The following is an 11896-nucleotide window of genomic DNA, read 5'->3' as shown; positions in this document are numbered from 1 at the left end:
ACCGGCATGGACTTCGACACTCCCCTCGCCGAAGCCTGGGTCCGCACGATCGCCACCGCCGTAGAACAGCATCGGGCCCACCTCACCGACCTGGACTCCGCAATCGGCGACGGCGACCACGGCAGCAACCTCCAACGCGGCTTCGCCGCCGTCCTCACCGCCCTGGACGACCTCCGGCCCGACAACCCCGGCGCCGTCCTCACCAAGACCGGCACCACCCTGATCTCCAAGGTCGGCGGCGCCTCCGGCCCCCTCTACGGCAAGGCCTTCCGCGCGATCGGCGCCGCCCTCCCCGGCCCCGCCACCCCGACCACCCTCGCCGAGGCCCTCGCCGCCGGCCTGGACGCGATCCGCGCCCTCGGCAAGGCCGACCCCGGCGACAAAACCATCGTCGACGCCTGGACCCCGGCCGTCGCCGCCTTCCGCACCGCAGCCACCACCGGAGCCCCCCTCCCCGAGGCCGCCGCAGCCGCCGCCGAAGCCGCCGAACAGGGCGCCCGCGACACCATCCCCCTCCAGGCCCGCAAGGGCCGCGCCTCCTACCTGGGCCCCCGCAGCACCGGCCACCAAGACCCCGGCGCCACCTCCACCGCCCTCATCTTCCGCGCCCTCGCCACCACCACCGCCACCTGACACCCCACACCACCCCACCCCAACCCACCCCACCCCAACCCACCCCACCCCAACCCACCCCACCCCAACCACCCCAACCGCCCCCTCCCCCTCACCCCTCACCCCTCACCCGCCCCAAGCGAGAGGGACGCGCTGCGGGAGGGGGCGGTGGAGGGGGTGGGTGCGGAGAGGGGCGTGACGGGTGGTTTTCAGACCGCCAACGGTCCCAGCCCCCCTCGATGAGGGTCGGCGGTCGGAAAATCATCCAGCCCCCGGAGCGCCCACCCCCGGAACCGCCCCCGGCGTCACCCACCCTCCCGAAAGCCCACCCCCACACCCAAGCCCCCCGCGCAGCGGAACCCCCTCAGCCCGTCCACGCAATCAACAACAGCAACGCGTCATCCCTCAACTCCCCACCCGTATGCGCCAGCAGATCCGCATACACCCGCCCCACCGCCGCCTCCAACTCCCCCGCCGAGCGCCCCGCTCCCCGTACCAACGGCCCCACCCGCTCCGCCAGCGGATAGAACTCCCCGCTCCTGCGGTGCCGCGCCTCGATCACCCCGTCCGTGCACAGCACCAGGACGTCCTCCGCCCCGAACGGCTGCCCCCAGGTGGTCGGTTCGCCCGGCGCCAGCCGCCCGAGGCCCAGCGGCACCCAAGGGTCGGGCGCGTCCAGCACGTGCGCCCGTCCCTCGCCGTCCACCCTGATCGGCGCGACGTGCCCGTACTGGAGCAGCTCCATCTCCCCGGGCCGGCGGAACTCCGCGAACAGCGCCGTGGTGAACTCCCCGTCGGGCACGTGCCGCTCGACGCTGGCCTCGATCCGCGACGCGACGCCCCGCAGCCCGGCCTCGTCGTACGCGGCCTCGCGGAAGGCGCCGAGCACCACCGCCGCGGTCTGGACGGCGGCCAGCCCCTTGCCCCGGACGTCCCCGACCGCGACCCGGGTGCCGTGCGGCGTCTCCAGCACCGAGTAGAGGTCCCCGCCGATCCGTGAGGCGTCCGCCGCGGACACGTAGCGCACCGCGAGCCGCAGCGGCCCGACGACCGGTCCGGGAAGGCGCAGCAGGGCCCGCTGGGCGGCCTCGGCGACGGAGCTGACCGCCGCGAAGGCGGCCGCGCGCCGCATCCGGACCCCGGCGACCCAGGCCGAGAACAGCGTCAGGACGAGGTAGCTGACCATCGCACCGTAGAGGAAGCGGGCGTCGTTGATGTTGTCGACCTGGTCGTAGTGGCTGAGCCCGAAGACGGCGATCAGCCCGACCGCGCAGACGGCGAGCAGTTCGCCGGGTTTGAGGGTGAGCGCGGCGACGGCCGGCACGACGGTCATCAGGGGTGCGAGGTACCGGTCCTTGCCGGAGAGGAGGTCCGCGAGTGAGACCAGCAGGACGGCGAGCAGCGCCGGGGTGGCCCGCCGCCAGAGCGGCACGTCCTGCAGGTCGGCGGCCATCAGGGCGCCGCGTCGCCGGGCCGGCGGCAGCCCGGCGGCAGTGGGGGCCGAGGGCGACTGGGCACGGCGGATCGGGAACACATACCGAACATAAGGGACGATCACGCCCCCGAACCACCCGCCCACCGAACCACCCGCCCCCGAACCACCCGCCCCCGAACCGCCCGCCGACCTCACCCACATCACTCCCCTCACCCCATCAGCCCCGATTGCCTGATTTGTCATAAAGTTCAACCAAAGCGGCTACTCGGAGGAGGCCCTGCCCGGCGTCCGGCTGCCGACCGATCGGGCCCCACCCGAGAACCGGCCCGGACGCGGCGGTCGCCTACGATGCGATCCGCGTCACCCCACCCCTCCGGGAAATACCCCGGAGGGGTATGGTGTTCGAAGAGCGGGGGAAGCAGCAGAGCCGGCACCCGCACCGACCTCCAGGAGGCCCCGATGTCCAGCACCATCACCTACACCGTGTCCGGCATGAGCTGCGGCCACTGCGAGAAGGCGATCAGCGAGGAGCTGTCCGCGCTGGCCGGTGTCACCGAGGTCGCCGCCGACTCCCAGGCGGGTACCGTGACGGTCTCCTCCACCGCCCCGCTGGCGGAGGACCAGATCCGCGCCGCGATCGACGAGGCCGGCTACGAGCTGGTCGGCCCCGCCGCCTGAGCCGCCCCGGTACGGCGGGGGCCCGACAAAGCCCCCGCCGTGAGCCCCCGCCGTGAGCCCCGACCAAGGAGCCTCCGCATGACCACCTCCGCCCCCGGTGTCGAGGCACGGGACCGGGTCGAGCTGTCGATCGGCGGGATGACCTGCGCCTCCTGCGCCGCCCGGATCGAGAAGAAGCTCAACCGGATGGACGGCGTCGAGGCCACGGTCAACTTCGCCACCGAGAAGGCCCGGGTCGACTACGGCCCCGGCGTCACGGTCGAGGAGCTGATCGAAACCGTCCAGCGGACCGGCTACACCGCCGAGCTCCCGCCGCTCCCGGCCCCCGCCGCACCCGAACCCTCCCCCGAGAACGCCGACCGCCCCAGCCCGAACGAGGGCCCCGACCGGGCCACCACCCCCGGCCGCGACCGCCTGTTGATCAGCGCCGTGCTCAGCGCCCCGGTGGTGCTGCTCTCGATGCTCCCGGCCCTCCAGTTCACCAACTGGCAGTGGCTGGCCTTCGCCCTCACCGGCCCGGTCGTCGTGTACGGCGGCCTGCCCTTCCACCGCGCCGCCTGGACCAACCTCAAGCACGGCGCCGCGACCATGGACACCCTGGTCTCGCTCGGCACCCTGGCCGCCTTCGGCTGGTCCTGCTGGGCCCTGTTCTGGGGCCACGCCGGCCTGCCCGGCATGCACCACGCGTTCTCCTTCGCGATCGGCGACACCGACCCCTCCACCACGCTCTACCTGGAGACCGCCGCCGCCGTCACCGTGCTGATCCTGCTCGGCCGCCACCTGGAGGCCCGCGCCAAGCGCCGGGCCGGCGCGGCCCTGCACGCCCTGCTCGACCTCGGCGCCAAGGACGTGGGCGTCCTCCGGGACGGTCGCGAGGTCCGCCTGCCGGTGGACCGGCTGGCCGTCGGGATGCGCTTCGTGGTGCGCCCCGGCGAGAAGGTCGCCACCGACGGCACAGTGGTCGAGGGCAGCTCCGCGCTGGACGCCTCGATGCTCACCGGCGAGTCCGTCCCGGTCGAGGTCACCGTCGGGGACACCGTCACCGGCGCCACCGTCAACGCGGGCGGGCGGCTGGTGGTCGAGGCCACCCGGGTCGGCGCGGACACCCGGCTGGCCCGGATGGCCAAGCTGGTCGAGGACGCCCAGAACGGCAAGGCCTCCGCCCAGCGGCTGGCCGACCGGATCTCCGCGGTCTTCGTCCCGACGGTCATCCTGATCGCCCTGGCCACCCTGGTCGGCCGGCTGCTGGCCACCGACAGCCCCACCGCGGCGTTCACCGCCGCCGTGGCCGTGCTGATCATCGCCTGCCCGTGCGCCCTCGGCCTGGCCACCCCGACCGCGCTCATGGTCGGCACCGGCCGCGGCGCCCAGCTCGGCATCCTGATCAAGGGCCCCGAACTACTGGAGACCACCCGCCGGGTGGACACCGTCGTCCTGGACAAGACCGGCACCGTCACCACCGGCCGGATGACCCTGCTCGCCGTGCACACCGTCGAGGGCGTCACCGAGGCCGAGGTGCTGCGCCTGGCCGGCGCCCTGGAGCACGCCTCCGAGCACCCGATCGCCCGGGCGGTCGCCACCGCGGCCGCCGACCGCCTCGGCGGGCTGCCATCGGTCCAGGGCTTCCGCAGCCTGCCCGGCCGGGGAGTGCGGGGCGTCGTGGACGGCCGCACGGTCACCGCCGGCCGCGCGGTCACCGCCGGCCGCGCCGAGGAGCTGCCGCCCGTCCTGGCCCGTGCCTCGGCGGCCGCCGAGGCGGCCGGCCGCACCGCGATCACGGTCGGCTGGGACGGCGCGGCCCGGGCCGTCCTGGAGGTGGCGGACGCGCTCCGGCCGACCAGCGCCGAGGCCGTCGCCGAGCTGCGGGCCCTGGGCCTGACCCCGGTGCTGCTGACCGGCGACAACCGCACGGTGGCCGGGGCGGTGGCCGCCGAGCTCGGCATCGCGCCGCGGGACGTCATCGCCGAGGTGCTCCCCGAGGACAAGGTGGCGACGGTCCGGCGGCTTCAGGCCGAGGGCCGGGTCGTCGCGATGGTCGGCGACGGCGTCAACGACGCCGCCGCGCTCGCCCAGGCCGACCTCGGCCTGGCGATGGGCACCGGTACCGACGCCGCGATCGAGGCCGGCGACCTCACCCTGGTCCGCGGCGACCTGCGCGCCGCGGCCGACGCCATCCGGCTCTCCCGCCGGACCCTCGCCACCATCCGGGGCAACCTCTGCTGGGCCTTCGGCTACAACGTGGCGGCGATCCCGCTGGCCGCCGCCGGACTGCTGAACCCGATGATCGCCGGGGCCGCGATGGCCTTCTCCTCGGTCTTCGTGGTCAGCAACAGCCTCCGGCTGCGCCGCTTCCGCTGACTCGCCGCCCGGGCCCGGGCGGCGAGGCCCGAGGGGCCCGGACCGCGTTCGGTCCGGGCCCCTCGTCACAACTCAACGCCCCAGCAGTTCCCCGCCGTTGCAGTGCAGGATCTCGCCGGTGATGAACCCGGCTTCGGGCGAAGCGAGGAAGGTGACCGCCGCCGCCACCTCACCGGTCTCGCCGATCCGGCCGAGCAGCGTACGGCCCGCCCGGCGGGCCACCTCGGCCTCGTCCAGCCGCGGCCCGAAGAACTCGGTGCCGGCCACCGTGCCCGGCGCGACGATGTTGGCGGTGATCCCCGAAGTGCCCAACTGCGCGGCCAGGAAGTGGTTCCAGGCGTGCAGCGAGGCCTTCGCCGCACCGTAGGAGCCGGCCCCGCGCAGGGCGGCGATGGAGCTGATGGTGACGACCCGGCCGGAGCCCGGGGTGAGCCGGTCCCGGATCGACTCGGTGAGCATCACGACGGTCAGCACGTTGCGCTCGAAGTCGCCGCGCCAGCGGGCCAGCAGGGCGTGCGGCCCGGCGCCGCCCACGGTCTCCCGGCTGCCGGCGTTGTTCACCAGCACGTCGACCCGCTCGGGCAGTTCCGCCAGCGCGGCCTCCACCGCGTCCGGGTCGGCGAGGTCGCACACCAGCGGGGTGACGTTCGGCCCGAGGTCGGCCGCGGCCTTCTCCAGGACCGCCCGACGGCGACCGACGATCACCACGTGCTCGCCCGCTTCGGCGAACCGCCGCGCGACTTCGTACCCGATTCCCGTGCCACCGCCGGTGACGACGACGTTCCTGGCCATCTGCGTACTCCCTCCCCAGTTCCGCCGTCGCACGACGAGGGGGCGCGACGGTCCGTACCGGAATGCCACGATTCCTATCACGCTCGGTTGCCGTGACTGCGGGGAGGGTGACGTCGTGTGCGAGAGAAGGTGTGATATGGGCGCGGTACGAAGCGCCTACGGAGCGTGGCGAGAGGCAGCTCACACCCCCCGGGCGTAACTTCTCGCACCCTGATACGTCTTAGGTTGGTAGTGCGGCAGTTTTTCCGCTGGGCGGGGCACGGTCAACGGCACCGTGCCCCGCGCTTCCAGCGGCTGCCGCCGACGGGGCTCCGGCGGGCCCCGGGAACGGTCGTCGAACTCTCGACGGCCTTCGCGCACGGCGCCGGGGTTGTGGCGGGCCAGGGACGCTTTGAGCGGCCGTCCCCGGTTGCGGCCGGCCCCGGAGTCGTGCGCCGTACGGTTCCGTCCCCGCGCCGCGGGCCCTTCCGGGTCCGCGGCGCGGGGGCGCGAAGGGGCCCGGCCGCTCAGCAGCGGCCGGGCCCCTTTCGGTGCGGTGCGACGTCAGCGCTGCTCGAGCTCGACGTAGTCGCGGATCGCGGTGCCGGTGTAGATCTGGCGCGGGCGGCCGATCCGGCTGGTCGGGTCGTTGATCATCTCGTGCCAGTGGGCGATCCAGCCCGGCAGCCGGCCGAGGGCGAACAGCACGGTGAACATGCTGGTCGGGAAGCCCATGGCGCGGTAGATCAGGCCGGTGTAGAAGTCCACGTTCGGGTACAGCTTGCGCGAGATGAAGAAGTCGTCCTTGAGGGCGTGCTCCTCCAGCTTGAGCGCGATCTCCAGCAGCTCGTCGCTCTTGCCGAGCTGGCCGAGGACCTCGTGCGCCAGCAGCTTGACCTGCGCGGCGCGCGGGTCGAAGGCCTTGTAGACGCGGTGGCCGAAGCCCATCAGCTTGACGCCGGCTTCCTTGTTCTTCACCTTCGTGATGAACGCGTCGACGTCGCCGCCGTCCTTCTGGATGCTCTCCAGCATCTCCAGGACGGCCTGGTTGGCACCGCCGTGCAGCGGGCCCCACAGCGCCGAGATGCCCGCCGAGATCGAGGCGAACAGGTTGGCGTGGCTGGAGCCGACCAGGCGCACGGTGGAGGTCGAGCAGTTCTGCTCGTGGTCCGCGTGCAGGATGAGCAGCTTGTCCAGCGCGTTGACGATGACCGGGTTGAGCTCGTAGTCCTCGGCGGGGACGGCGAAGGTCATCCGCAGGAGGTTCTCGACGTAGCTGAGGTCGTTGCGCGGGTAGACGAAGGGCTGGCCCATCGCCTTCTTGTACGCGTACGCGGCGATCGTCGGCAGCTTGGCCAGCAGACGGACGGTCGACAGGTGGCGCTGGGCCGCGTCGAAGGGGTTGTGGCTCTCCGGGTAGAAGGTGGAGAGCGCGCCGACCACCGAGGACAGCATGGCCATCGGGTGGGCGTCCCGCGGGAAGCCCTGGAAGAAGCGCTTGACGTCCTCGTGCAGCAGCGTGTGCTGGGTGATCTCGCGGTTGAACTGCGCCAGCTGGTCCGCGTTGGGCAGCTCGCCGTTGATCAGGAGGTACGCGGTCTCGATGAAGCCGCCCTGCGAGGCGAGCTGCTCGATCGGGTAGCCGCGGTACCGCAGGATGCCGTTGTCGCCGTCCACGAAGGTGATCGCGGACTTGTACGCGGCGGTGTTACCGAAGCCGTTGTCCAGGGTGACCAGGCCGGTCTGCGGGAGCAGCTTCGAGATGTCGAAGCCGGAGTTGCCCGCAGTGCTCTCGACGACGGGGTACTCGTACTCGCCGTCCTGGTACCGCAGTACTACCGAGTTGTCGCTCACGTCTTCCTCACCGACGAAATGAATCCTCTTCCAAGGTGCCCTGACTGTCTCCACGATCCCCCATCCGGAGGACAGTCGCGCACCCGGGGTGGCCCGGAAGGGCCCGCCCCTACAAAACCTGCTGCCCCTGCCGGTACGAACCGGACAAGATCGGCACCACCCTAGGCTCTGCCGTAAATCTCTTCACGTCAAGAGAACATTAGAGGCAACCATCCTGTTGGATAATCATCCAGAAGCAAGTCGATGATCGAGCGCGGCGTGCCGCCGACCTGCACTGACGGCCCTCACGGCCTGCGCGATCGCCTTCCGTGACCCGACCAGCACGACGAGTTTCCTCGCCCTGGTCACAGCCGTGTAGAGCAGGTTCCGCTGGAGCATCGTCCAAGCGGACATAGTGACCGGAATCACCACCACCGGGTATTCACTTCCCTGCGATCGGTGGATCGTCACCGCATAGGCGTGGGCCAGCTCGTCCAGCTCGTCGAAGTCGTACGGCACCTCCTCGTCCTCGTCGGTGAGCACCGTCAACCGCTGGTCGTCCACGCTGAGGGCGGTCACCACTCCCACTGTGCCGTTGAAGACCCCGTTCCGCCCCTTGTCGTAGTTGTTGCGGATCTGGGTGACCTTGTCCCCCACCCGGAACGTCCGCCCGCCGAAGCGCCGCTCCGCCAGCCCCTCCCGGGCCGGCGTCACCGCCCCCTGCAACAGGGTGTTCAGGTTCCCCGCCCCGGCCGGGCCCCGGTGCATCGGCGCCAGCACCTGGACGTCCCGGCGCGGGTCGTAGCCGAACTTCTGCGGGATCCGGCGCGCCACCACGTCCACCGTCAGACCGGCCGCCCGCTCCGTGTCCTCCTCCACGAACAGGAAGAAGTCCGCCAGACCCTCCGTCAACGGCGGCTTCCCCTCGTTGATCCGGTGCGCGTTGGTCACCACGCCGGACTGCTGCGCCTGCCGGAAGATCCGGGTCAGCCGCACCGACGGGATCGGCCCGTCCTGCGCCAGCAGGTCCCGCAGCACCTCCCCGGCACCCACCGAGGGCAGCTGGTCCACGTCCCCCACGAACAGCAGGTGCGCACCCGGCGGCACCGCCTTCACCAGCTTGTTCGCCAGGATCAGGTCCAGCATCGAGGCCTCGTCCACCACCACCAGGTCCGCGTCCAACGGCCGGTCCCGGTCGTACGCGGCATCGCCGCCCGGCTTCAGCTCCAGCAGCCGGTGCACCGTCGAGGCCTCCGCCCCGGTCAGCTCCGCCAGCCGCTTGGCCGCCCGCCCGGTCGGCGCCGCCAGCACCACCTTCGCCCGCTTGGCCAGCGCCATCGTCACGATCGACTTCACCGTGAACGACTTGCCGCAGCCCGGACCACCCGTCAGCACCGCGACCTTCTCGGTCAGTGCCAGCCGCACCGACTGCTCCTGCTCCGGCGCCAGCGCCGCCCCGGTCCGCCGCGCCAGCCACTCCAGCGCCGCCGGCCAGTCCACGTCCGCCGACCACGGCAACCGGTCGGAGTCCGAACGCAGCAGCCGCAGCAACTGGTTGGCCAGCGAGATCTCCGCCCGGTGGAACGGCACCAGGTACACCGCGGTGATCGGCTCGCCCGCCTCCCCCGGCACCGTCTCGCGGACCACCCCCTCCCCCGCGACCAGCTCCGCCAGGCAGTCGATCACCAGTCCCACGTCCACCTGCAGCAGCTTCACGCCGTCCGCGATCAGCCGCTCCTCCGGCAGGTAGCAGTGGCCCTGGTCGGCGCTCTGCGACAGCGCGTACTGCAACCCCGCCTTCACCCGCTCCGGGCTGTCGTGCGGGATGCCCACCGACTGCGCGATCCGGTCCGCCGTCAGGAAGCCGATGCCCCAGACGTCCGAGGCCAGCTTGTACGGCTCGTTGCGGACCACCCCGATCGAGGCGTCGCCGTACTGCTTGTAGATCCGCACCGCCAGCGAGGTCGACACCCCGACCCCTTGCAGGAAGACCATCACCTCCTTGATGGCCTTCTGCTCCTCCCAGGCCGCGGCGATCTTCTTGGTGCGCTTCGGCCCCAGCCCCGGCACCTCGATCAGCCGGCCCGGCTCCTTCTCGATCACCTCCAGGGTGTCCACCCCGAAGCGCTCCACGATCCGCTCGGCGAACCGCGGCCCGATGCCCTTGATCAGCCCCGACCCCAGGTAGCGCTGGATGCCCTGGATCGTGGCGGGCAGCACCGTCGTGTAGTTCTCCACCGTGAACTGCCGCCCGTACTGCGGGTGCGAACCCCACCGCCCGTGCAGCCGCAGCGACTCGCCGACCTGCGCCCCCAGCAGCGCGCCCACCACCGTCAGCAGGTCGTTCCCGCCCCGGCCGGTGTCCACCCGGGCCACCGTGTAGCCGGTCTCCTCATTGGCGTAGGTGATCCGCTCCAGCACGCCCTCGACCTGCGCGAGCTGGCGGGCCGCCTCCTGCCCCGACTGCACCTGCTTGCCCACCGGAGCCCCCTTCGACCGGTACGGGTGGACCATTCCGTTACGCACCGTACCGCCCTGCGCGGACAAGTCCGGACCGCCCGCGGACCCGCCGTGCACCGCCCCCACCGAGGTGCCAGGCTGAAAGGGTCCAGGGGGTCGTCGACCGCGCCCGTACGGGACCCGCCCGAGGAGCAGTGCCACCATGCTCAACACCGACTTCCGCCCCGGTTCCCCGGACTGGCTCGACCTGAGCAGCCCCGACACCCGGGCCTCCGTCGACTTCTACACCGCCCTGTTCGGCTGGACCTTCGACTCGGCCGGCCCCGAAGCCGGCGGCTACGGCTTCTTCCAGCTCGACGGCCGCACCGTCGCCGCCCTCGGCCCGCTCGCCGAGGAGGGCACCCTGCCCGGCTGGACCCTCTACTTCGCCACCGAGGACGCCGACCGCACCACCCAACTCGTCCAACAGGCGGGCGGCCGCGTACGGTTCACCCCCTTCGACGTCTTCACCGCCGGGCGGATGGCCGGCTACACCGACCCGACCGGCGCCGACTTCGCCGTCTGGCAACCGCACGACACCCGCGGCCTGGACCTCGTCAACGACCAGGTCAGCCTCTGCTGGGCCGAGTGCTACAGCGTCGACGCCGAACGGGCCAAGGCCTTCTACCGCACGGTCTTCGGCTGGCAGGAACAGGACGTTCCGCTCGGCGAGGTGCTCTACACCGTGCTCACCCCGGCCGGCGGCGGCACCGACGACGCCCACGGCGGAATCCTCCAGCTCAGCCCCGAACACACCGCCCGCGGCACCGGCTCGCACTGGCTCCCGTACTTCGAGGTCCCCAACGTGGACGCCGCCCTCGCCATCGCCGACCGGCTCGGCGCGAAGGTCCGGATCCCGGCGACGGACGTCCACGGGGTCGGCCGGCTCGCCCAGGTACTGGACCCGCACGGAGCCGTCTTCGCCGTCATCACCAGCACCGGGCCCGGGGGCTGACCCGGCATCGGAGCGGAACGGACCGGCGAAGGACCGCAGGCGGATTGCAGCGGGGCGACAGGAGGGCGGCAGAAGGGCTCTGGAGGCACGCTACGGGCGTAGATAAGGCCCGGCAGCCCTCCTGGCCCTCCCTATCCTCTGATCATGACTGAAAAGGCTGTTCTGACGATCCGACGGGCTGGCGAAGGCGATCTGCCGGCGATCGTGGCCATGCTCGCGGACGACCCGCTGGGCGCCATCCGCGAGCACCCCGACGACCTCACCCCCTACCGCACCGCCTTCACCCGCATCGACCAGGACCCGCACCAGCACCTGGTCGTCGCCGAACGCGCCGGCCGCGTCATCGGCACCCTCCAGCTCACGGTGATCCCGTGCCTCTCCCGGGCGGGCTCCACCCGCGCGATCATCGAGGCCGTCCGCATCCACTCCGACGAACGCGGCAGCGGACTGGGCACCCAGCTGATCGAGTGGGCCGTCGAGCGCGCCCGTCAGCTCGGCGTCGACCTCGTCCAGCTCACCTCGGACGCGACCCGCACGGATGCACACCGGTTCTACGAGCGCCTCGGTTTCACGGCCTCGCACGTCGGATTCAAGCTGAAGCTCTGACTGAAACTCTCAAAGAATGCGAAAAGGCCCACCCGGTAACCCGGGTGGGCCTTCTCTGAATGATTGTTCGGCGGCGTCCTACTCTCCCACAGGGTCCCCCCTGCAGTACCATCGGCGCTGTGAGGCTTAGCTTCCGGGTTCGGAATGTA

9 protein-coding genes and 1 rRNA gene are annotated in these 11896 nt (G+C 72.0%); 5 read left to right on the top strand and 5 right to left on the bottom strand.

Going from position 1 to position 11896, the window contains the following annotated elements:
* The first annotated feature begins 6 nt into the window (after positions 1–6).
* Complete coding sequence (gene dhaL / locus ABTY61_RS25805; RefSeq protein WP_350507446.1) at positions 7–633, top strand: dihydroxyacetone kinase subunit DhaL; 627 nt, start codon at positions 7–9, stop codon at positions 631–633.
* Positions 634–976: 343 nt separating this feature from the next.
* Here dhaL and ABTY61_RS25800 read toward each other — a convergent pair whose 3' ends face one another.
* The gene (locus ABTY61_RS25800) at positions 977–2146 is read right to left on the bottom strand and encodes a PP2C family protein-serine/threonine phosphatase (RefSeq protein ID WP_350507445.1); all 1170 of its coding nucleotides are present in this window, start codon (positions 2144–2146) and stop codon (positions 977–979) included.
* 360 nt (positions 2147–2506) lie between these two features.
* Between ABTY61_RS25800 and ABTY61_RS25795 the strand changes: the two genes are divergently transcribed.
* Positions 2507–2725, top strand: a complete 219-nt coding sequence (locus tag ABTY61_RS25795; RefSeq protein WP_350507444.1) for a heavy-metal-associated domain-containing protein — start codon at positions 2507–2509, stop codon at positions 2723–2725.
* A 78-nt stretch (positions 2726–2803) separates the two neighbouring features.
* A complete protein-coding gene (locus tag ABTY61_RS25790; protein WP_350507443.1) occupies positions 2804–5083 on the top strand; it encodes a heavy metal translocating P-type ATPase in 2280 nt (759 codons plus the stop codon).
* Positions 5084–5155: 72 nt separating this feature from the next.
* Here the strand turns inward: ABTY61_RS25790 and ABTY61_RS25785 are convergent, their stop codons facing one another.
* The 3 genes from ABTY61_RS25785 to recD2 all read right to left on the bottom strand — a co-directional run bounded on the left by ABTY61_RS25785 (position 5156) and on the right by recD2 (position 10168).
* Positions 5156–5875, bottom strand: a complete 720-nt coding sequence (locus ABTY61_RS25785) for an SDR family NAD(P)-dependent oxidoreductase (RefSeq protein ID WP_350507442.1) — start codon at positions 5873–5875, stop codon at positions 5156–5158.
* A gap of 543 nt (positions 5876–6418) precedes the next feature.
* Complete coding sequence (locus ABTY61_RS25780) at positions 6419–7708, bottom strand: citrate synthase (RefSeq protein WP_350507441.1); 1290 nt, start codon at positions 7706–7708, stop codon at positions 6419–6421.
* A gap of 225 nt (positions 7709–7933) precedes the next feature.
* Complete coding sequence (gene recD2, locus ABTY61_RS25775; RefSeq protein WP_350507440.1) at positions 7934–10168, bottom strand: SF1B family DNA helicase RecD2; 2235 nt, start codon at positions 10166–10168, stop codon at positions 7934–7936.
* A gap of 181 nt (positions 10169–10349) precedes the next feature.
* Here recD2 and ABTY61_RS25770 point away from each other — a divergent pair, with 181 nt between their 5' ends.
* Both ABTY61_RS25770 and ABTY61_RS25765 read left to right on the top strand, forming a co-directional pair.
* Positions 10350–11141, top strand: coding sequence for a VOC family protein (locus ABTY61_RS25770; RefSeq protein WP_350507439.1), 792 nt, complete (start codon positions 10350–10352; stop codon positions 11139–11141).
* Positions 11142–11285: 144 nt separating this feature from the next.
* On the top strand, positions 11286–11747 hold the full coding sequence (locus tag ABTY61_RS25765; RefSeq protein WP_350507438.1) for a GNAT family N-acetyltransferase: 462 nt from the start codon (positions 11286–11288) through the stop codon (positions 11745–11747).
* Between the two features lie 65 nt (positions 11748–11812).
* Here ABTY61_RS25765 and rrf read toward each other — a convergent pair.
* Positions 11813–11896, bottom strand: a 5S ribosomal RNA gene (gene rrf, locus ABTY61_RS25760); the annotation flags it as partial.

Source organism: Kitasatospora sp. NPDC096128 (assembly GCF_040303105.1).
Classification (GTDB): domain Bacteria; phylum Actinomycetota; class Actinomycetes; order Streptomycetales; family Streptomycetaceae; genus Kitasatospora.
Note: the sequence above shows the minus strand (reverse complement) of the source record. Positions and strands in the feature narration are given on the sequence as shown.

Coding starts and splice junctions, on each gene's coding strand:
- dhaL (WP_350507446.1), top strand. CDS start 7: ATGGACTTCGACACTCCCCTCGCCGAAGCCTGGGTCCGCACGATCGCC.
- ABTY61_RS25770 (WP_350507439.1), top strand. CDS start 10,350: ATGCTCAACACCGACTTCCGCCCCGGTTCCCCGGACTGGCTCGACCTG.
- ABTY61_RS25790 (WP_350507443.1), top strand. CDS start 2,804: ATGACCACCTCCGCCCCCGGTGTCGAGGCACGGGACCGGGTCGAGCTG.
- ABTY61_RS25765 (WP_350507438.1), top strand. CDS start 11,286: ATGACTGAAAAGGCTGTTCTGACGATCCGACGGGCTGGCGAAGGCGAT.
- ABTY61_RS25795 (WP_350507444.1), top strand. CDS start 2,507: ATGTCCAGCACCATCACCTACACCGTGTCCGGCATGAGCTGCGGCCAC.
- ABTY61_RS25785 (WP_350507442.1), bottom strand. CDS start 5,875: ATGGCCAGGAACGTCGTCGTCACCGGCGGTGGCACGGGAATCGGGTAC.